The organism is Kitasatospora sp. NPDC001309 (assembly GCF_042896295.1).
Lineage (GTDB): Bacteria > Actinomycetota > Actinomycetes > Streptomycetales > Streptomycetaceae > Kitasatospora.
Genome location: NZ_JBIAXC010000013.1, coordinates 104,406 through 123,964, shown reverse-complemented (window position 1 = coordinate 123,964; position 19,559 = coordinate 104,406). Strand labels below are relative to the sequence as shown.

At 73.6% G+C, this 19,559-nt stretch carries 16 protein-coding genes and 1 pseudogene; 10 read left to right on the top strand and 7 right to left on the bottom strand.

The annotated features are described in order from the left end of the window. Window positions 1–149: 149 nt before the first annotated feature. The 3 genes from ACFY2K_RS16170 to ACFY2K_RS16160 all read right to left on the bottom strand — a co-directional run bounded on the left by ACFY2K_RS16170 (window position 150) and on the right by ACFY2K_RS16160 (window position 3,127). Complete coding sequence (locus tag ACFY2K_RS16170; RefSeq protein ID WP_380639318.1) at window positions 150–1,160, bottom strand: MBL fold metallo-hydrolase; 1,011 nt, start codon at window positions 1,158–1,160, stop codon at window positions 150–152. Between the two features lie 121 nt (window positions 1,161–1,281). After that, on the bottom strand, window positions 1,282–2,085 hold the full coding sequence (locus ACFY2K_RS16165) for a hypothetical protein (RefSeq protein ID WP_387711874.1): 804 nt from the start codon (window positions 2,083–2,085) through the stop codon (window positions 1,282–1,284). 115 nt (window positions 2,086–2,200) lie between these two features. Beyond that, window positions 2,201–3,127 (bottom strand): GNAT family N-acetyltransferase, encoded by a 927-nt coding sequence (locus tag ACFY2K_RS16160; RefSeq protein WP_380592750.1) that lies wholly within the window; start codon window positions 3,125–3,127, stop codon window positions 2,201–2,203. 352 nt (window positions 3,128–3,479) lie between these two features. On the opposite strand from ACFY2K_RS16160, the pseudogene ACFY2K_RS16155 reads away from it, so the two are divergent. The 4 genes and pseudogenes from ACFY2K_RS16155 (at window position 3,480) to ACFY2K_RS16140 (ending at window position 7,273) form a co-directional block, all read left to right on the top strand. Next, a pseudogene (locus tag ACFY2K_RS16155) lies at window positions 3,480–4,741 on the top strand (DUF692 domain-containing protein). A 28-nt stretch (window positions 4,742–4,769) separates the two neighbouring features. After that, window positions 4,770–5,822 (top strand): TIGR04222 domain-containing membrane protein, encoded by a 1,053-nt coding sequence (locus tag ACFY2K_RS16150; RefSeq protein ID WP_387711873.1) that lies wholly within the window; start codon window positions 4,770–4,772, stop codon window positions 5,820–5,822. 69 nt (window positions 5,823–5,891) lie between these two features. After that, entirely contained in the window at window positions 5,892–6,674 is a 783-nt protein-coding gene (locus ACFY2K_RS16145; RefSeq protein WP_380524203.1) for a TIGR04222 domain-containing membrane protein, read from the top strand. A gap of 44 nt (window positions 6,675–6,718) precedes the next feature. Beyond that, window positions 6,719–7,273 carry a hypothetical protein gene (locus ACFY2K_RS16140; protein ID WP_380639312.1) on the top strand — a complete coding sequence of 185 codons (555 nt, stop codon included), beginning with the start codon at window positions 6,719–6,721 and terminating at the stop codon, window positions 7,271–7,273. Between the two features lie 61 nt (window positions 7,274–7,334). On the opposite strand, the gene hemQ is transcribed toward ACFY2K_RS16140, so the two are convergent. Genes hemQ through ACFY2K_RS16125 form a run of 3 tightly spaced genes read right to left on the bottom strand, consistent with a single transcriptional unit; the run spans window position 7,335 to window position 10,124 of the window. Beyond that, complete coding sequence (gene hemQ, locus ACFY2K_RS16135) at window positions 7,335–8,060, bottom strand: hydrogen peroxide-dependent heme synthase (protein WP_375888299.1); 726 nt, start codon at window positions 8,058–8,060, stop codon at window positions 7,335–7,337. Then, entirely contained in the window at window positions 8,057–9,499 is a 1,443-nt protein-coding gene (hemG, locus tag ACFY2K_RS16130; RefSeq protein ID WP_380639310.1) for a protoporphyrinogen oxidase, read from the bottom strand. Before hemG ends, hemQ begins: the two co-directional genes overlap by 4 nt. Window positions 9,500–9,533: 34 nt before the next feature. Continuing rightward, window positions 9,534–10,124: a Uma2 family endonuclease gene (locus ACFY2K_RS16125; RefSeq protein WP_380524210.1), complete on the bottom strand. Its 591-nt coding sequence runs from the start codon at window positions 10,122–10,124 to the stop codon at window positions 9,534–9,536. Window positions 10,125–10,343: 219 nt separating this feature from the next. Here ACFY2K_RS16125 and ACFY2K_RS16120 point away from each other — a divergent pair, with 219 nt between their 5' ends. After that, window positions 10,344–11,321, top strand: a complete 978-nt coding sequence (locus ACFY2K_RS16120) for a DUF4349 domain-containing protein (protein ID WP_387711869.1) — start codon at window positions 10,344–10,346, stop codon at window positions 11,319–11,321. Window positions 11,322–11,370: 49 nt separating this feature from the next. On the opposite strand, the gene hemE is transcribed toward ACFY2K_RS16120, so the two are convergent. Beyond that, window positions 11,371–12,384 carry a uroporphyrinogen decarboxylase gene (gene hemE, locus ACFY2K_RS16115; RefSeq protein ID WP_375888482.1) on the bottom strand — a complete coding sequence of 338 codons (1,014 nt, stop codon included), beginning with the start codon at window positions 12,382–12,384 and terminating at the stop codon, window positions 11,371–11,373. A 236-nt stretch (window positions 12,385–12,620) separates the two neighbouring features. Between hemE and ACFY2K_RS16110 the strand changes: the two genes are divergently transcribed. The 5 genes from ACFY2K_RS16110 (at window position 12,621) to ACFY2K_RS16090 (ending at window position 19,455) form a co-directional block, all read left to right on the top strand. Then, window positions 12,621–13,280 (top strand): DUF3000 domain-containing protein, encoded by a 660-nt coding sequence (locus ACFY2K_RS16110; RefSeq protein WP_375888289.1) that lies wholly within the window; start codon window positions 12,621–12,623, stop codon window positions 13,278–13,280. A gap of 319 nt (window positions 13,281–13,599) precedes the next feature. Continuing rightward, entirely contained in the window at window positions 13,600–14,316 is a 717-nt protein-coding gene (locus tag ACFY2K_RS16105; RefSeq protein WP_350511717.1) for a response regulator transcription factor, read from the top strand. A 233-nt stretch (window positions 14,317–14,549) separates the two neighbouring features. Further along, a complete protein-coding gene (locus tag ACFY2K_RS16100; RefSeq protein WP_375888286.1) occupies window positions 14,550–15,803 on the top strand; it encodes an HRDC domain-containing protein in 1,254 nt (417 codons plus the stop codon). 284 nt (window positions 15,804–16,087) lie between these two features. After that, entirely contained in the window at window positions 16,088–17,305 is a 1,218-nt protein-coding gene (locus tag ACFY2K_RS16095) for a thiolase family protein (RefSeq protein ID WP_375888284.1), read from the top strand. Window positions 17,306–17,307: 2 nt separating this feature from the next. Then, entirely contained in the window at window positions 17,308–19,455 is a 2,148-nt protein-coding gene (locus ACFY2K_RS16090) for a 3-hydroxyacyl-CoA dehydrogenase NAD-binding domain-containing protein (RefSeq protein WP_387711867.1), read from the top strand. Window positions 19,456–19,559 lie beyond the last annotated feature (104 nt).

The following is a 19,559-nucleotide window of genomic DNA, read 5'->3' as shown; positions in this document are numbered from 1 at the left end:
GCCCGGGGTTCGGTTCCGGGCGGAGCTCGGGAGCGGGGTGCGCGCGGGTGCGGTGGTGCGGGTGCCGGGGTGCGGGTGCCGGGTGCGCGCGGGGTCCGGCCGGGGTCGGGGCCCCGGCGGTCGGTGCCCCGGCGGTCGGTTCCGGGCGGTCAGTTCCGGGCGGGGCGCGGGCGCGGGATCCGGGCCGAGTCCTCGGCCAGTTCGCGGGCCACCACGGCGACCTGGGCCATGGCGTCCAGGATGCCGGGCAGTTCGGAGCCGTCCAGGTGCCGGTACTCGGCCGCGACGGTGAGCACCAGCCGCTCGGGCAGGCCGAGTTCGGGGTGGCGCTGCTCGGCGATCACCCGCCGGGCGGCGTCCAGCGCGGGTATCCCGGCGGCGTGCAGGGTGTGGGCGCGCTCGCGGACGTACGCCAGGTAGCCGATGTGCTCCTGGACGCCCTCGCGGTCGAGCACCGGGCCGTGGCCGGGGACGAAGATCTCCGCGCCGGTGTCCAGGGCCCGTTCGCAGGCGCCGATGACGTTCTCCAGCGGGCCGGCCCAGTGCGAGGGGTGGTCGCCCGGTTGCTCGGGGGTCGAGGAGAAGATCACGTCGCCGGTGAACACGGCGCGCTGGTGCGGCAGGTGGACCATCAGGTCGCCGCCGGTGTGGGCGGCGGGCAGGCTGGTGATCTGCACCGGGTAGCGGCCGACCGTGAGCTCCAGCTCGCCGGTGAAGACGGTGTCCGGGTGCACCGGCTCGGTGGTGGACCAGTCGAAGCCCCCGAAGTGCTCGCGGAGGTAGCCGCCGAGCGGGGAGTCCGGGTCGCTGTTGGTGAGCAGGGCGTGCTGCTGCTGGGGGGTGGGCTCCCAGTGGATGTGCTCCAGCGCCTCGCGGGTGGCGATCACCTCGGCGTCGGGGAGCACTCCGGCGCCCCACAGGTGGTCGCCGTTGGCGTGGGTGACGACCACCCGGTCGATGTCGACCCCGGTCGGCAGCAGGCGCCGGCTGGCGGCCAGGAACTCCCCGGCCAGTGAGGGGTCGTAGGGGGTGTCGATCCAGAGCGCGGTGGTCTCCGAGGCCAGCAGGCCGCAGTTGGCCAGGCCCCAGCCCCGCTTCGGGGGGAGCCACACGTACAGGTCCTCGGCAATCGCGCTCACGTTCGCACGGTTGATCGTCATGCGCGCGATTATGCCCATGTTGTGTCAGGGATGGGGCAAAAGCTGTACGAACAGCTGGAGTTAGTGCCCCGTTCCCTCCCGCACTGTCCGGATTCGCACCACGTGGTCGAGACCAATCGTCTCACGGATCGGGACGACTGGTGGACACCTCGCCCCGGAAACCCGACGGGACGTCGGACCGCTGGGTGGGCAGCACCCGGCAGACCTCGACCGTGACGTCCACCGTGTCCAGCCCGATCACCCGCCCCTCCACCGCGACGAATCCTTTCTCCCCCGAGCGGAACAGCGCCGCCAGCGGGGACCCCCGGTTCGCCGAGGTCAGGGCCTCCACCGCCATCGCCGAACCGAAGGCGAACACCCCGCAGAGCACGACGCAGGGCGCCTGCCGGGGCGTGCGGGTGACGAAGATGAAGCCGTGGTCGCGGATCAGCTCCCCGGCCGGGTTGTACAGCGCCTCGAAGGTCATCCCGCCCCAGCGGGCACGGGCCTCGTCCGGGTACTCGACCGCGAAGTCCGGGAACACCGTGTCCAGCACGCCACCGGAGTACGAGTTGACGCCCGGCCCGCCGATCGAGAAGGTCGGCATCCGCGGGTCCTGCGCCCCCGCCACCACCAGCTCGATCGTCGCCTTGCGGTTGACCTTCCGCAGCAGGTCGGTCAGTTCCGCTATCGCCCTGGCCTCGGCCATCGGCACGAACAGCACGTTCTTCGGCCCGCGGCTGGTCAACTGGCAGCCGTCCGAGGTGAAGGCGAACTCCGCCACCTCCAGGCTCGGGATGACGATCTGCACCCGCCCGTACGGCGCCAGCAGCGCCCGCAGGAAGCCGTAGCGCAGGAACAGCCTGGTGCGGGCGAGGGAACGGGCCGCGAGGAAGCCGATCACGGCCGGCACCGATGCGATCAGCACCTGGAGCAGGATCTCCATATGATCCCCCGGAGGAAGACTCGACCACGAACTGTGCGCCCTGGTCATGTCCCCGTCCGTGGCCGGAAATACCCCCTTCGCGGCAAATCGGGGTGGCCGGATCTCCGCGCCCCGGTCACCCCAGGCGCTTGATCCCCTTCCGCTCCCCCGCGCAGCGCTCGTACCCCAGCCAGGCGTTGACCGCCAGCATCGGCGCGTTGGTGGCGTCGTTGCTGGTGTACGCGCGGCGGTGACCGGCCGCCGCCGCGAGCCGCAGCGACTCCAGCTTGGCCAGCTTGGCCAGCCCGCGGCCGCGGAACTCCCGGCGGCAGGCGGTGAACGCGGACCAGTAGCGGCCCATACCGTCGGTCTGCGCCATGGTGAAGGCCGCCGGCTCGCCGTCCACCACGGCGACCACCGTCAGCCCGAGGTCGAGGTCCGGCCGGGCCCAGTCGCCCCGCAGCCACTCCTCGTAGTCCAGGGCGTCCATCACCACCTCGCCGGGCTCGTCCCGGATCGCGTCCGCCTCCACCAGGAACAGCGGGCGCGGATCGTCCGCCCAGTCGGTGGCCGGGCGCAGCTCGACGCCGGCCGGCCGCACCGGTGCCTGTGGCAGCGGGAGGGCCAGGTCCCGCCCGCCGAAGTGGGCTTCGCGCCCCGGCTGGTAGCCCCGAGCGGCACCGAAGGCCAGGGCGGCGGGCTCGTCGTCCAGCCAGGTGTGCAGTTCGGCCACCCCGTGGGCGCTCAGGTGCCGTTCGGCCGCGGCCAGCAGCGCGGTGGCCGCGCCGCGCCGCCGGAACCCGGGCAGCACGCTGCCGTTGGCGTAGCCGACGCCGGTGGTCGTCGTCCCGAGCACCAGTCCGCAGCGCACCGCGCCGACCACCCGGCCGTCCAGTTCGGCGACGAAGGTGCGGAAGCGCTCCTCGGGATTCGTCCGGGAGTTCATCCAGAGCAGCGCCTCGGCGCTCATCACCAGGTGTTCGCGGCCGGCCCGGTGGGCGGCGGTCACCGCCTCGGCGTCGGCGGGGCGGAAGTCTCGGATCGTCAGTTCGGTCTCAGTCATCGATGCGCACGCTATCCGCGCCCGTCCGCCGCCGCCTCCGAATTTCCCCGCCACCGGGCCGTCCGTCCGTGGATCCGCCCCGGACGCCGGGCCGGACCTCGCGCACCTGAACGGCAAGGCTCAAATAATGCTCTGAGAAGACCGGGTGAGGCTTGGCAGCCACCCCGCCCGGGGACATCCTCAGCAACACGGCCGCGCGGTCCTGGCGACGACGCCCGCACCGCCCGACGGCCTCCCCACCCAGCCCTCCGAAGGGGGCGAACCGATGACCTCCCCTGCCCTGGACCTGCCCGGCTCCACCGCCTCCACAGTGGACACCGCCACGACGGAGACCACCGCGACGGCCACCACCGTGCCCCGGCTCGGCGTCGGCCTCGGCTGGCGCAGCGAGATCGACACCGTGGTCGAGCGCCAGCCCGGCCTGGACTGGGTCGAGGTGGTCGCCGAGAACGTCTGCGCCGACCACCTGCCCACCTCGCTCACCGTCCTGCGCGAACGCGGCGTCACCGTCGTCCCGCACGGCGTCGGCCTCGGCCTCGGCGGCGCCGACCGGCCCGACCCCGGCCGGCTCGGCAGGCTCGCCGGAACGGCCCTCGCGCTCGGCTCCCCCCTGGTCACCGAGCACCTGGCCTTCGTCCGGGCCGGCGCCCTGGAGGCCGGCCACCTGCTGCCCGTCCCGCGCACCCGGGACTCCCTGCGGGTGATCGCCGAGAACGTCCGGATCGCCCAGGACCAGCTGCCGGTGCCGCTCGCCCTGGAGAACATCGCCGCCCAACTCGCCTGGCCCGAAGACGAGTTCACCGAGGGCGAGTTCCTCGCCGAACTCGTCGCGCGGACCGGCGTCCGACTGCTGATCGACGTGGCCAACCTGCACACCAACCGGGTCAACCTCGGCACCGACCCGGCCGCCGAGCTCGACCGCCTGCCGCTGGAGGCGCTCGCCTACGTGCACGTCGCCGGCGGCACCCTGGTCGACGGCGTGTGGCACGACACCCATGCCCACCCCGTCACCGAACCGGTGCTGGAGGTCCTGGCCGAACTCTGCGCGCGGGTCGAACCGCCCGGCGTCCTGCTGGAACGGGACGCCGACTTCCCGCCGCCCTCCGAACTGGCCGGTGAACTGGACGCCATCCGTCGGGTGCTGGAGGGGAGCACCCGATGACGCCCGACCTGAACCCCGTGGAGCCGAAGGGGGGCGCCGGCGCCGAGGACGCGACCGGCACCCCCCGGGAGCGCCTGGCCCGGCGCCAGACGGAACTGCTGGCCGCCCTGGTGGCCGGCGGGCCCGTCCCGCCCGGCTTCGACCCGGACCAGGTCCGCGCCCAGTCCACCGGCCTCGCCGCCAAGCGGCGCGACACCACCGCGAAGGTCGCCCCCGACCTGCCCCGCCTGCTCGGGGCACGGTACGGGCCGCTCTTCCTCGCCTACGCCCGCACCCACCCGCAGACCGGCGGCTACCACGCCGACGCCCGGGCCTTCGCCGCGTGGGTGCTCACCGACGGCGGCCCGTCCGCCGCCGACCACCGCCGCGCCCTGGAGCAGTGGCTCCACCCGGCGCCCCAACCGCCGCCCGGCCCGCTCGCCAGGCTGCGCCGGGCCCTGCGCGGCCACTGATCCGACGTCTCAATCGGGGGAACCGCCCATGTGGCACAACAGCTACTTCCTGATCCCGGCCCTCCTGCTGGTCGCGGCCGCGCTGTACGCCTCCCAGGCCAGGCAGCGGGTCCGCCACGTGCCCCACCCGCAGGGCCTTCCCGGCCGCGGCCTGCCGCTGCTGGACACCGCCTTCCTGGCCGGCGGCCCGGGCCGGGTCTTCGACACCGCGCTGGTCCGGATGCACCTCGGCGAACAGGTCGTGATCAACCGCGCCGGACTGGTCACCCTCACCGGCGCCCGCCCGTACGACGCGGTCGACCAGGCCGTGCACGACGCCGTCGGCTCGACCGGCAGCCGGCAACTCGGCACGGTGCGCCGCACGGTGATGCGCTCCGCCGCCGTCCAGGAGATCGGCGACCGGCTCGCCGACCGCGGCCTGATGCGCCGCCCGGAACGGCTGCACCGGGCCCGCGTCGCACGGCGGCTGCTCTGGCTGGCGATGCTCGACGTCGTGGTCTTCGCCGGGCTCGCCCTGCTGCTGGACGACAACGACGCCCTCTACGACCGCCCCAACCTCTGGTACCCGGGCCTCTTGCTGCTCCTCGGCGCCGTCGCCCTGCTCGCCACCCTCCCCGCCGACGGCCGGGTCACCCCGGCCGGGCACCGCCAGCTCGCGCTGATGCAGGGCAGCACCCCGTGGACGCCCGGCTCCGGTGTCTCCCCCCGGCTGACGGGCGGCGCGGTGCTGGGCGCGGTCGCCCTCGGCGGACTGGCCGCGGCCGCGCTGGACGACCAGGAGCTGGAGGCCGCGATGCTGGCCGCGGCGGCCGAGGACGAGGCGGTACGACAGGCCCAGGCGGCCTCGTCCTCCTCCTTCTTCTCCTCGGGCGGATCCTCGTCCGGTACCTCCTCGTCCGGCGGGTCCTCCTGCGGCGCCGCCTCCACCGCCTCCTGCGGCTCCTCCGACTCCGGCTCCACCCACCACCACTCCTCGTGCGGCGGCTCCTCGCACTCCAGCTGCGGCTCCTCGTCGAGCTGCGGTTCGTCCTCCAGCTGCGGCTCCTCGTCCAGTTGCGGGAGCAGCTGCGGCGGCTCCTGACGTCACAGTTCGGTATCGCGCCCCGGGAAGCCGTTCCCCGCGCCGGGGCCCCAGGCATAGAACAAGCCCATGTGGTTGCTGTTCCTGATACCGGCCTGTGTCGCGGCGGTGCTGTCCTGCCTCCGGCTGGTGCGGATGACCGCCACCGCCGATGCCCTCGCCGACCAGGACGGGCGGCGCCCGCCGGAAGCCGTCGGCATCGGACTGTACGAGACGGCCTACCTGGCCGGCGGCCCGGACCGGGTGGTGGAGCTCGCCCTCGTCCTGATGGCCGGCCGCGGCCGCCTGCACCTCGCCCACACCGGCTGGACCACCGTGGTCGACCCCAGGGGCCGCAGCCGGCTGGAACGGGCGGTCGTCGCCACCGTCGGCCCCGAGGGCCAGTGCCGCACCGACGAGCTGCGCCGGGCGATGGGCGAGCACCCCACCGTGCTGGAGATCGGCGCCCGGCTGGCGCTGGCCGGCCTGGCCACCCCGGCCCTGGTCCAGCGCAACACCGTGGTGGTGGTGCGCCAGGTCCGGCACGCGATGCTGCTGACGGTGGTGCTGCTCGCCGCCGCGGTCTCGCTCAGCGGCTTCACCGGCGGTGACACCCTCGCCCCGATCGCCTGGTTCTCGCTGCCGCTGGTGCTCACCGCGGGCACCCTGCTGATGGCCCGGGTCGACGTCTACCCGTACACCCGCTGGGCCTCCCCGATCGGCCAGGAGGTGCTGCGCGAGGTCCGCCCGGCCCGCCAGCACGGCCTCGCCGACGACGAGGAGCGCGAACTGCTCACCGCCGTCGCCATGAACGGCCCCGCCGTGCTCCCCGACGCCCGGCTGCGCGCCGCCCTGCGCCCGCACCGCGGCTGAAAACCGGCTGCGCCGACGGCCCTGACCGGGGCAGACTCCGCCCCATGGACGACCACCACCGCGCCGCGCTCGACCGCGCCCACCGCGAAGGCCGGCCGGTCCGGCTGCGCCGCTCGATCCCCGGAGCGGACGAGCTGGAGGGCTTCGTCCTCGGCACCGGCCCGGTCTGGACGCTGCTCGCCGCGTGCACCGACCACCACCTCGACGGCTGGACGGCCGTGCGCACCACCGACCTGCGCAAGGTCCGCGACCTCGGCGGCCCCGACACCCTGACCGTGCGGGTGCTGCGCCGCCGGGGCCGGTGGCCCGTCCGGCCGCCGGGCGCCGAACTGCCGCTGGACGACCTGCCGGGGCTGCTCGCCACCGCCTGTGCGGAGTACGGCCTGATCGCGCTGCACACCGAGCGGAACGCCCCGGACTCCTGCTGGGTCGGCGCCGTCACCGCCGTGCGCCCCGCCTCGCTGCGGCTGCACGAGGTCGACCCCGAGGCGCGCTGGCGCCCGGAGCCGATGAAGTTCCGCTTCTCCGACGTCACCCGGGTCGACCTCGGCACCCGCTACAACGCCGTCCTGCGGGAGTTCGCGGGGCCGCGCCCCTGACGAACGGCCGGAGGCCGGCTCCCACCCCAGCGGGGGGAGCCGGCCTCCGGTGCGACGCGGGTCAGGCCAGGCCGTTCAGCAGCTCGCTCACCGGCTTGCGGCGGCCGGTGAAGAACGGCACCTCCTCGCGGACGTGCAGCCGGGCCCGGGAGGGACGCAGGTCGCGCATCAGGTCGACGATCCGGTGCAGCTCGTCCGCCTCGAAGGCGAGCAGCCACTCGTAGTCGCCGAGCGCGAACGAGGCCACCGTGTTGGCCCGCACGTCCGGGTAGCCGCGGGCCATCTGGCCGTGCTCGGCGAGCATCGCGCGCCGCTCGGCGTCCGGCAGCAGGTACCACTCGTAGGAGCGGACGAACGGGTAGACGCAGACGTAGTCGCGCGGGCGCTCGTCGGCCAGGAAGGCCGGGATGTGCGACTTGTTGAACTCGGCCGGGCGGTGCAGGGCCATGTTCGACCAGACCGGCTCCAGCTGGCGGCCCAGGCCGGTGCGGCGGAAGCGGTTGTACGCCTCCTGGAGGTCGTCCGAGTCCTCGGCGTGCCACCAGACCATCAGGTCGGCGTCCGCGCGCAGCCCGGAGACGTCGTAGGTGCCGCGGATCGTCACGTCCTTGGCGTCCAGCTGCGCGAACAGCTCGTCCACCTCGGCGGCGAGGGCGGTGCGGTCCTCGGGCAGGGCGCCCTTGAGCTTGAACACCGACCACATGGTGTAGCGGATGACCTGGTTCAGGTCGCGCGCCTTCTTCTTCTCGGGCCGCTGCTCGGGCTCCCGCTCAACGCTCTCAGTCATGCGCCCATTGTCCTCTCCGTGGAACCGTCCCCGGTCGTCGGGGTCAACCGTTCGTCGATGTGCTCACCGACGGCCGCCGCGGCGGCGGCCGCCGAAGCGATGCAGGCCGGGATCCCCACCCCGTCGTACGCGGCGCCGCACAGCGCCAGGCCGCCCACCGCCCGCACCGACGCCCGCACCCGGGCCACCCGGTCCGGATGGCCCACCGGGTACTGCGGCAGGCCCGCCGTGAAACGCGACACGACGGTGTCGTACGGCCGGGCGGTCAGGCCGACCGCCTCCGCCAGGTCCGCCAGCGAGCGGGCCACCAGCTCCTCGTCCGGCAGCTCCAGCACCTCGTCCTCGCGGTGGCGGCCCAGCGAGGTGCGCAGCAGGAAGGCGTCCGGGGCGGAACGCTGCAGCCAGCCCCACTTGTTGGAGGAGAAGGTCGAGGCCTTGATCCGACGGCCGTCCACCGGCGGTACCAGGAAGCCGCTGCCGGCCGGCGGCTCGGGCAGGTCGGCGCGGCGGAACGCCAGGGTCACCAGGGCCATGCCCGCGTACTCGACGGCGTCCAGCTCGGCGGCCGCCGCCGGGGCGTCCGCCCGCAGCAGCCGGGCCGCGGCCGGCGCCGGGACGGCCAGCACCACGGCGTCGGCGGTCAGCACCTCGCCGCCGGCCACCACCCGCCAGCCCTCGGGGGTGCGGCGCAGCTCCTCCACCGGGGTGTCGGTGCGCAGGTCCACGCCCGCCTTCACACAGGCCGCGGCCACCGCCCCCGGCAGGGTGCCGAGGCCGCCGCGCAGCCCCTGGAACACCGGGGTGCCGACCACCTGCGGCCGGGACGCCAGCGCGTGCACCCCCTCGACCAGCGAGCCGCCGCTCCGGGCGATCGGCAGCAGCTGCGGCACGGCGGCGCGCAGCGAGATCTCCTCGGCGCGACCGGCGTAGACGCCGCCCAGCAGCGGCTCCACCAGCCGGTCCACCACCTCCTGGCCGAGCCGGTCGGCGACGTAGCGGCCGATCGCGACGTCCGCCCCGACCTCGCCGGCCCGCTCGTGCCGGGCCCGCTCCAGCCCCTCGGCGCTCAGCACCCCGGAGGCGGCCAGCGCCTCCAGGTCGCCCGGGACGCCCATCACCTGCCCGCCCGGCAGCGGCCGCAGCGCGCCCCTGGTCCAGATCGCCGCCTTGGCGCCGGTCGGCGGCTCCAGCTCCGCCCCCAGCCCGACGGCCCGGGCCAGCTCCACGGCCTCCGGCCGCCGCGCCAGCACCGACTCGGCCCCGAGGTCCACCCGGACCCCGCCGACCTCGCCGCCCCACAGCTTCCCGCCGACCCGCCCCGACGCCTCCAGCAGTGTCACCCGCGCCCGCGCCGGCCCCCCGGCCGCCCCGCTCAGGAAGGCGGCCGCAGCCAGCCCCGCGATCCCACCACCGACGACGACGACCTGTGCATCCGACATGCCTCGCAGTCTCGCAGGTCTTTACACGGATGCCTCAATCCGCTGCACGCTTCCGCCGGGACACGAACCTGTCGAGATCGATGACGGTCGGGAACGGCACCGGCCGCTCCAGCTTGCCCCGGAAGATCCCGGCCGGCGCGTAGGCACTTGCCGCTGGATCCAGCTCGTAGACGTGCACGACCGGCAGACCGTCCTCCTCCTCGACGATCCAATAGTGCCGAATTCCGGCCTTGGCGTACTTCCGGAACTTGACCTCGCGGTCGCGTTGGGCGGACTCCGGAGAGACCACCTCAACGACCAGTACCACCTCGGTCGGCTCGTACCACGTGCGAGTGGGGTCGGGCTCGGCGCTCACGACCATCACATCTGGTTCCGGGCGGTTGGTGCGGTCGAGCTTGATCGTGATCTCGCGCTCCGGCCACAATCCATCCGGCACGAGGCCTTCCAGCGCCGCGTTCAGGCCCGATACGACCCAACTGTGCCAAGTGCGCTGCGGGGACATCATGAAGACCAGGGCTCCGTCGATCAGCTCGGTGTGCCGCGGCGCCTGCGGCAGGTGGTCGAGGTCGTCAGCGATCCAACCCTCGACTCTGGGCGCGTACATCCAGTCCGGCAGCTCGCTCATAACTCCAAGATAGCGAGTTCTGCGGCGCTGCCTGCGGGCCACACAAGCCGTGTGCCACAGAGCCGGTCATGGCGAACCTGCGGGATGGAGCACTCCGGTGGGTCGTGTCCGTCCCGGGGCCGAGCTGTGATGGACCTGCGATCTGCCGGGCGGGTCCGTCGGGCAGGCTCTTGCGTCCAATGGCAGGAAATGCCAGCGGACTTGGGGAGGGGCCGGGGAATGGGACGACGGGCGAGGGCCGGGGTGCCGGTGGTGGCGGTGGCCGCCGCGGTGCTGCTGGCCGGGGGTTGCAGTGCGAGCGGCGGCGGGGAATCGGGGCGGAACGACTCGGCGGGAGCGCCGGCGAAGGCGGCCGGTGGGGCGGCCGCGCCGGCCGCTCCCGCCCCGGCGGGCGGGCAGCCCTCCGGGGCGCCGGCGGCCGCCGGGGTCACTCCGGCCGCGGACGCCCGGCTGATCTCGTACACCGCGCAGCTCTCGCTGACCACCAAGGACGTCGGGCAGGTCCTGGGCAGGGCGCGGGAGTTGACGACCGCGTCGGGCGGTTACGTGGGCGGCGAGTCGGTCAACGGCGGCGGTGCGGACGAGTACGGCCAGTTGACGCTGCGGATCCCGTCCGCCGCCTACCAGCAGACCCTGGACCAGCTGGCCGCCCTGGGCCGGGTGGTCTCGCGCAAGAGCCAGGCGGACGACCTGACCCAGCAGGTCGCGGACGTGGCGAGCCGGGTGCAGACCCAGCAGGCGAGCGTGGACCGGGTGCGGGCGCTGATGGCCCAGGCCAAGACGCTGAGCGACATCACCTCGCTGGAGGGCGAGTTGAGCCGCCGGGAGGCGGACCTGGAGTCCTTGCAGAAGCAGCAGAAGGAGCTGGCCGCCCGGACCTCGTACTCGACCGTCACCCTGGACGTCCGCCGGGAGGCGGTGGCCCCCACGCCGACCCCGACACCGACGGCGGCCGGAGGGAAGGGCTTCGGCGAATCGGTGGGTTCGGCGCTGGGCGGCGGCTGGCACGTGCTGGTCGCGATCGGGACCGCGCTGGTGGTGGCGCTGGCCGCGGTGGCGCCGTTCCTGCTGGTGCTCGGGGTCCCGGGGGCGCTGCTCTACCGGTACTGGCGCCGGACCCGCGCACGGCCGGTCGTCCGGCCCGAGGAGCCCGAGCACCCCGAGGAGCCCGAGCACCCCGGGGCTTCCGGGGAATGACGCACGGCGGCGGGCCCCCGAACTCCCGGGGGCCCGCCGCCGCGGGGCGTCAGCGCGCGCTGGCCTCGTGCACGAAGGCGACCAGGCGGCTGAGCGCGTCCGGGTCCATGGACGGCATCACGCCGTGGCCGAGGTTGAAGATGTGGCCGCTGGTGCCGAGCGCCTGGGCGGCGTGCAGCACCTCGCGGGCCTTGGTCTCGACGACCTTGGTGGGCGCGTACAGCACCGCCGGGTCGAGGTTGCCCTGGAGGGCCTTGCCCGCGCCGACCCGCTCGGCGGCGACGTTCAGCGGCACCCGCCAGTCGACGCCGACGATGTCCGCGCCGGCCTGGCCCATCAGCCCGAGCAGCTCGCCGGTGCCGACGCCGAAGTGGATCCGCGGCACCCCGTAGTGGGCGACGGCGTCGAAGACCTTGGTGCTGGCGGGCATCACCGAGCGGCGGTAGTCGTCCGGGGCGAGCGCGCCGACCCAGGAGTCGAACAGCTGGACCGCGGAGGCGCCGGCCTCGATCTGCACCTTGAGGAAGGCGGAGGTGATGTCGGCGAGGCGGTCCAGCAGGGCGGCCCAGAGCTCGGGCTGCCCGTACATCATGGCCTTGGTGTTCTCGTGGTTCTTGGAGGGCCCGCCCTCGATCAGGTAGCTGGCGAGCGTGTACGGCGCGCCCGCGAAGCCGATCAGCGGGGTCCCGCCTAGCTCGTCGACCAGCAGGCCGACGGCCTCGGTGACGTAGGGGACGTCGTCGGGCTCCAGCGGGCGCAGCCGGTTGAGGTCCTCGAAGGTGCGGATCGGGTCGGCGATGACCGGGCCGATGCCGGGCTTGATGTCCACGTCGATGCCGACGGCCTTGAGCGGCACCACGATGTCGCTGAAGAAGATCGCCGCGTCCACCTTGTGCCGGCGCACCGGCTGGAGGGTGATCTCCTTGACCAGCTCGGGCCGCATGCAGGACTCCAGCATGGGGATGCCCTCGCGGACCTTCAGGTATTCGGGCAGCGAGCGGCCCGCCTGGCGCATGAACCACACCGGCGTGTGCGGCACCGGCTCGTGCCGGCAGGCGCGCAGGAACGCGGAGTCGTGCGCGGCGCCGCGGCGCGCGGGGGTGCTTCGGCCGTCGGGGGTGGCCGCCGTCGGGTCTGCCGTAGTCTCGCTCACGGGTCAAATCTTCGCACGCGCCCGGGGGCACCCTTCCCGGGTGGTCTCGTCGGTTCCTCCAAGATCTGGCCGGGTTTGCCGTTCCGGCACGCCGCTCGGACGGAAGTTGCGGCGATAACCCCGGTCTTCGACCTAGTCTTCGGGTCATGGCAGCGGTCGGCGGGCACCCCGCGCAAGGTGGCGGAACAGGTGGCGGAACGGGTCGGGAGGGGGCGCCGAGCGAGTTCCGGGCCGCCGTGGAGGCCCTCGACGGGGCCCGGCTGCGGCCGGAGCTCCAGCTCTCCCCCGCGCCGGCCCCGCGCCGGCTGGCCCCGTACGCCTTCGCGCTGACCGCCACCGTGGAGGTGGACGACGAGGAGCTGGCCGACGGCCGGCTGGTCCTGCTGTACGACCCGGCCGGGCAGGAGGCCTGGAACGGGGAGTTCCGGGTGGTCACGATGACCCGGGCGGAGCTGGAGCCGGAGATGGCCGGCGACCCGCTGCTCTCCGAGGTCGGCTGGGCCTGGCTGCTGGACGCGCTGCAGGCGCACGGCGCCGGGTACGCGGAGCCGTCCGGCACGGTGACCCGCTGCGCCTCGCAGTACTTCGGCGGCCTGGCGGACCGCCCCGCGGCGACCGAGATCGAGATCCGGGCCTCCTGGACGCCGGCCGACGGCCGGTTCGAGCGGCACCTGGCGGCCTGGGGCGACCTGCTCTGCATCAGCGCCGGACTGCCGCCGGCCAACCCGTCCCCGCCGCCGGCCGAGGTCACGTCACTCGGTGGAGTGGTCCCGATGCCCGCCCGGCGACGCCCCCGGTCGCACTGAAGGGTGGCGTCCGGGCCGGACGGCACCGTCCGCCCCGATGCCACCCCCAGGACTGACGGAGTGTGGCTTCGGCCCTGCCCTGCGTCAATTACCTGCTCAAAGTCGATCGATCTGTCATGGATCTGATCGATTTTGTACGAATTCCAGGCATGTCGCATCAGTCATATGCGCGATTTGTCCGTATTGTTACTCACTAGATCGTGATCTTTCGCTAAAGCCGGGCACGGTAGCTGCCGAAGCAGACTGTGACCCTTTCCGAACGCGGAACACTCCGACCGCCCCCTCGGGGTTCCGTCCGCCACTCCCCGCAGGAGGCCTGGTGTCGGTCCTTCTTGAGCACCCCGCAAACGTGGTCGCCTACCGCCCGACCAAGCCCACCGCCATGGTGGTCATCGCCGATCCCCGCGTCCGAAACACCGTCACCCGCCACCTCTGGGCGCTCGGCGTCCGCGACGTGATCGAGGTGTCCTCGATCGCCGAGGCCCGCCCCCGGGTCTCCACCCCGCGCGACATCTGCGTCGCCGACGTCCACCTGCCGGACGGCTCCGGACTCACCATCCTCGCCGAGACCCGCGCCGCGGGCTGGCCCAACGGCCTGGCCCTGTCCGCCGCCGACGACATCGGCGCGGTCCGCAGCGCGCTCGCGGGCGGCGTCAAGGGTTACGTGGTCACCGGCACCCGCACCAACGTCGCGATGCCCGGCCGCCCGGGCCTGCCGCTCGGCGCCGCCGGGCTGGCCGGCCGGATGCGCCGCCCCGGGATGCCGGGCATGCCGGGTGCCGCCGGTGCCCCGGGCGCACCGGGTGCCCCCGGAGCGCCGGGCCCGCAGCAGACCGCCTACCGCGAGCTGTCCGGCCGCGAGGTCGAGGTGCTGCGGCTGGTCGCCGAGGGCCAGTCGAACAAGGCGATCGGCGTCGCGATGGGCCTGTCCGCGCTCACCGTGAAGAGCCACCTGGCCCGGATCGCCCGCAAGCTCGGCACCGGCGACCGCGCCGGGATGGTCGCGGTCGCGCTGCGCACCGGCATCATCCACTGAGCCGGCCGGGGCCGAAACCGCTCCGCGAACCGTCGGCGGCCCAGGAGGAACGTTCCTCCTGGGCCGCCGCACGCCCGTCCGGCGGCACCCGGGGCTCCGGGCCCGGCGGTCCGTCAGCCGGGCGCCCGGGCAGCCGGTCGGGCGGCCCGGCGGGTGACCCGGCGGGCGGGCGATCAGCAGTCTGACCAGTCCGACAACACTCCCAGTTCCGGTGACCGTCGTACCCTTGGTAGGTGACCGACGCCGTAGCAGCCATCCCAGAAGAAGCAGCCCCGGTCCCGCTCCTCGAACCGAAGGAGGGGATCCCGCCCGTCGTGGCGGACGAGCAGGCGCTGGCCGCCGTCGTCGCCGCCTTCGCCGCGGGCACCGGACCTGTCGCCGTCGACGCCGAGCGCGCCTCCGGCTACCGCTACGGGCAACGGGCGTACCTCATCCAGCTGCGCCGCGCGGGCGCCGGCTCCGCGCTGATCGACCCGATCGCCTGCCCCGACCTGAGCGGACTGGGCGCCGCCATCGCGGACGCCGAGTGGGTGGTGCACGCCGCCACCCAGGACCTCCCCTGCCTCGCCGAGGTGGGCATGAGACCGGCCCGGCTGTTCGACACCGAGCTGGCCGGGCGGATCGCCGGCTTCGCCCGGGTCGGCCTGGGGCCGATGACCGAGAACGTGCTCGGGCTGAGCCTGGCCAAGGAGCACTCGGCGGTCGACTGGTCCACCCGCCCGCTGCCCGAGCCGTGGCTGCGCTACGCCGCTCTGGACGTCGAGGTGCTGGTCGAGCTGCGCGACGCACTCGAACAGGAGCTGGACGCCCAGGGCAAGCTGGACTGGGCCCTGGAGGAGTTCGCCGCGATCGCGGCCGCGCCCCGCCCCGCCCCGCGCACCGACCCGTGGCGGCGCACCTCGCAGCTGCACAAGGTCCGCCGGCGCCGCCAGCTGGCCGTGGTGCGCGAGCTGTGGCTGACCCGCGACCGGATGGCCCAGGAGCGCGACGTCTCCCCGGGCCGGGTGCTCTCGGACGCCGCGATCGTCAACGCCGCGCTGGCCATGCCGCTGAACATCGCCGCGCTGCAGGCCGTCCAGGGCTTCGGCCCGCGGCTGCACCGGCGCCAGCTGGACCAGTGGCTGGCGGCCGTGCAGCGCGGCCGGGAGGTCCCGGAGAACCAGCTGCCGCCGGCCGCCGCCCCGCACGACGGGCCGCCACCGCCGCGGGCCTGGGCGGAGAAGGACCCGGTCGCGGCCGCCCGGCTCTCCGGTGCCCGCGCCGCGGTCAGCGAGCTGGCCGAGCGCCACCACCTGCCCGCCGAGAACCTGATCACCCCGGACCTGGTGCGCCGGGTCTCCTGGGAGCCGCCGGCCGACCTGAGCGGCGACGGCGTGGCCGCCGTGCTGCGCCGGCTCGGCGCCCGGCAGTGGCAGGTCGACCTGGTGGCGCCGGTGGTCGCCGCCGCCTTCGCCACCGCCGCCACCGCCGGCACCGCCGAGGCCTGATCCGGCCGGAGCGCCCGGGCCCGCCCACGCGGCCCCGGCCCCGCCGACCGACTCCCGTGAGGGGGCGCCGTCCGTTACGGACGGCGCCCCCTCACGGCGTTCCCGGGGAGCCTTCCTGGTCGCGGTGGTGCCGGACGTGTCGCGGGACACATGGTCAGAACCCTCCGAGGGGCCTGGGCAGGTTGGTTACCGACCGGTAGCATGGCTTCTGACGCGGCGCCGCTCGGGATCTTCCGGCGGCAGCCTGCACACCCGAAATGTTGGTCCCTGGGAGGAGAGCCCCCGTGCCTCGTACCGCGAGGGACGTCGTCTTCGTCGATGGCGTCCGCACCCCGTTCGGCAAGGCCGGCCCGAAGGGCATCTACCACGAGACCCGCGCCGACGACCTCGTCGTCAAGTGCATCCGGGAACTCGTGCGCCGTAACCCGAGCCTGCCCGTCGAGCGCATCGACGAGGTCGCCATCGCGGCCACCACGCAGATCGGCGACCAGGGTCTGACCATCGGGCGCACCGCCGCCCTGCTGTCCGGCCTGCCGAAGTCCGTGCCCGGCTATTCGATCGACCGCATGTGCGCCGGCGCCCTGACCGCCGTGACCGCCACCGCGGGCGGCATCGCCTTCGGCGCGTACGACGTGGTCGTGGCCGGTGGCGTGGAGCACATGGGCCGCCACCCGATGGGCGAGGGCGTGGACCCGAACCCGCGCTTCGTCTCGGAGAAGCTGGTCGACGAGTCCGCCCTGTTCATGGGCATGACCGCGGAGAACCTGCACGACCGCTTCCCGCACATCACCAAGGAGCGCTGCGACGCCTACGCCGTGCGCTCCCAGGAGAAGGCCGCCAAGGCGTACGCCAACGGCGACATCCAGCCGGACCTGGTGCCGATCACGATCCGCAACACCAACCCCGAGGTCGGCGAGACCGGCTGGGGCCTGGCCACCGTGGACGAGCCGATGCGCCCGGGCACCACGATGGAGTCGCTGGCTGGCCTCAAGACCCCGTTCCGCCCGCACGGCAACATCACCGCGGGCAACTCGGCCGGTCTGAACGACGGTGCCACCGCCTCGCTGCTGGCCGCCGAGGACGTCGCCGAGGAGCTCGGCCTCCCGGTCAAGATGCGCCTGGTCTCCTACGCCTTCGCGGGCGTCGAGCCCGAGGTCATGGGCATCGGCCCGGTGCCGGCCACCGAGAAGGCGCTGGCCAAGGCCGGTCTGACCATCGACGACATCCAGGCCTTCGAGGTCAACGAGGCCTTCGCCGTCCAGGTGCTGTCCTTCCTGGACCACTACGGCATCGCGGACGACGACGAGCGGGTCAACCCGTTCGGTGGCGCGATCGCCTTCGGCCACCCGCTGGCCTCCTCGGGCGTGCGCCTGATGAACCAGCTGGCCCGCCGCTTCGAGCAGCGCCCGGACGTCCGCTACGGCCTCACCACGATGTGCATCGGCTTCGGCATGGGCGGCACCATCATCTGGGAGAACCCCCACTTCGAGGGTGGTAAGTGAGCATGAGCAACACCACTGAGCTGCTCCAGCAGGGCGCCGAGCTGTTCCCGGGCGAGGTCGTCACGACCGCGCACGTGCGCCACCTGGACCTGCCGCTGCAGGCCGGCAAGCTGGCCATGATCACCCTGGACAACGGCTTCGACCACACCAAGCCGACCACCTTCGGCCCGGGCTCGCTGCTCAAGCTGTCCGAGGCGCTGGACCAGGTCGAGGCCGAGGCCGCCGAGGGCAGGATCGTCGGCGCCGCGATCACCGGCAAGCCGTTCATCTTCGCCGTCGGCGCCGACCTCAAGGGCGTCGAGCTGCTCAAGCAGCACGCCGACGCGCTGGCCATCGGCAAGGGCGGCCACGAGGTCTTCAAGCGGATCGCCGCGCTGCCCGTCCCGACCTTCGCCTTCTACAACGGCGCGGCCATGGGCGGCGGCGTCGAGGTCGGCCTGCACTGCGACTACCGCACGGTGTCCGCGGGCGTTCCGGCCTTCTCGCTGCCCGAGGTCTTCCTCGGCCTCGTCCCCGGCTGGGGCGGCTGCACCATCCTGCCGAACCTGATCGGTGCCGGTAAGGCCGTCAAGGTCATCATCGAGAACTCGATGAACCAGAACAAGCAGCTCAAGGGCAAGGACGTGTTCGAGCTGGGGATCGCCGACGCGATCTTCGAGCCGGCCGACTTCCTGGAGCAGTCGCTGCTGTGGGCCGCCCAGGTCCTCAAGGGCGACCTGGTCGTCGAGCGCGAGGCGATCGACCGCGGCAAGGCCTGGGACGACGCCGTCCTCTGGGGCCGCATGGTCGCCGACGCCAAGGTGCACGGGGCCGCTCCGGCCGCGTACAAGGCGCTGGACATCATCGCCGCCGTCAAGGACGCCGACCTCGCCGACAAGGCCAGCCTCCAGGCCGGCTTCGACGCCGAGGACGCGGCCCTGGCCGACCTCATCATGAGCGGCGAGCTGCGCAGCGGCATCTACGCCTTCAACCTGGTGCAGCGCCGGGCCAAGCGCCCGTTCGGTGCGCCGGACAAGTCGCTGGCCCGCCCGGTCTCCAAGGTCGGCATCGTCGGCGCCGGCCTGATGGCCTCGCAGCTGGCGCTGCTGTTCGCCCGCCGTCTGGAGGTGCCGGTGGTCCTCACCGACATCGACCAGGAGCGCATCGACAAGGGCGTCGGCTACGTCCACGCCGAGATCGACAAGCTGCTAGGCAAGGGCCGGATCGGCCAGGACAAGGCCAACCGCCTCAAGGGCCTGGTCAGCGGCTCGCTGGACAAGGCCGTGGCCTTCGGCGACGCGGACTTCGTCATCGAGGCCGTGTTCGAGGAGATGGGCGTCAAGCAGACCGTCTTCGCGGACCTGGAGGCCGTGGTCTCGCCGACCTGCGTGCTGGCGACCAACACCTCCTCGCTGTCGGTCACCGAGATGGCCTCGAAGCTCCAGCACCCCGAGCGGGTCGTCGGCTTCCACTTCTTCAACCCGGTCGCGATCCTGCCGCTGCTGGAGATCGTCCGCGGCGAGCAGACCGACGACGCGTCGCTGGCCACCGCCTTCGCCGTGTCGAAGAAGCTCAAGAAGACCTCGGTGCTGTGCAAGGACGCCCCGGCGTTCGTGGTGAACCGGATCCTGACCCGCTTCATGGGCGAGATCCAGAACATCATCGACGAGGGCACCCCGATCGCCAGCGTCGAGAAGGCCGTCGAGCCGCTCGGCCTGCCGATGTCCCCGATCGTGCTGCTGGAGCTGGTCGGCCCGGCCATCGCCCTGCACGTCTCGGAGACCCTGGCCGGCGCCTTCCCGGAGCGGTTCACCGTCTCCGAGAACCTCGGCAAGGTGGTCAAGGCCGGCAAGCGCGGCTTCTACACCTGGGTGGACGGCAAGCAGGTCCTCGACCCCGAGGTGCTGGAGCTGCTGACCTTCGGCGACTCGGTGCTCACCGAGGAGCAGGTCCTGAACCGCTCCCTGGAGGCCGTGGCCCAGGAGATCGGCCTGATGCTGGAGGAGGGTGTCGTCGGCGAGGCCCAGGACATCGACCTCTGCATGATCACCGGTGCCGGCTGGCCCTTCCACCTGGGCGGGATCACCCCGTACCTGGACCGTGAGGGCGTCTCGGAGCGGGTGACCGGCAAGAAGTTCCTCGCCCCCGGCGTGGCCTCGGTGCCCGCGTAAGGCGTAGCGGTACGAGCGGAGCCCCCGGCGACCTGGTCGCCGGGGGCTCTCGCGTACGCGGTGCCGGGCCTCGGTACTCGAGGCGGTACCTCGGTGCTCGAGCG

Coding starts and splice junctions, on each gene's coding strand:
- ACFY2K_RS16145 (WP_380524203.1), top strand. CDS start 5,892: ATGTGGTTGCTGTTCCTGATACCGGCCTGTGTCGCGGCGGTGCTGTCC.
- ACFY2K_RS16120 (WP_387711869.1), top strand. CDS start 10,344: ATGGGACGACGGGCGAGGGCCGGGGTGCCGGTGGTGGCGGTGGCCGCC.
- ACFY2K_RS16165 (WP_387711874.1), bottom strand. CDS start 2,085: ATGGAGATCCTGCTCCAGGTGCTGATCGCATCGGTGCCGGCCGTGATC.
- ACFY2K_RS16140 (WP_380639312.1), top strand. CDS start 6,719: ATGGACGACCACCACCGCGCCGCGCTCGACCGCGCCCACCGCGAAGGC.
- hemQ (WP_375888299.1), bottom strand. CDS start 8,060: ATGACTGAGAGCGTTGAGCGGGAGCCCGAGCAGCGGCCCGAGAAGAAG.
- ACFY2K_RS16160 (WP_380592750.1), bottom strand. CDS start 3,127: ATGACTGAGACCGAACTGACGATCCGAGACTTCCGCCCCGCCGACGCC.
- ACFY2K_RS16170 (WP_380639318.1), bottom strand. CDS start 1,160: ATGACGATCAACCGTGCGAACGTGAGCGCGATTGCCGAGGACCTGTAC.
- ACFY2K_RS16150 (WP_387711873.1), top strand. CDS start 4,770: ATGTGGCACAACAGCTACTTCCTGATCCCGGCCCTCCTGCTGGTCGCG.
- hemG (WP_380639310.1), bottom strand. CDS start 9,499: ATGTCGGATGCACAGGTCGTCGTCGTCGGTGGTGGGATCGCGGGGCTG.
- ACFY2K_RS16125 (WP_380524210.1), bottom strand. CDS start 10,124: ATGAGCGAGCTGCCGGACTGGATGTACGCGCCCAGAGTCGAGGGTTGG.
- ACFY2K_RS16110 (WP_375888289.1), top strand. CDS start 12,621: ATGGCAGCGGTCGGCGGGCACCCCGCGCAAGGTGGCGGAACAGGTGGC.
- ACFY2K_RS16090 (WP_387711867.1), top strand. CDS start 17,308: ATGAGCAACACCACTGAGCTGCTCCAGCAGGGCGCCGAGCTGTTCCCG.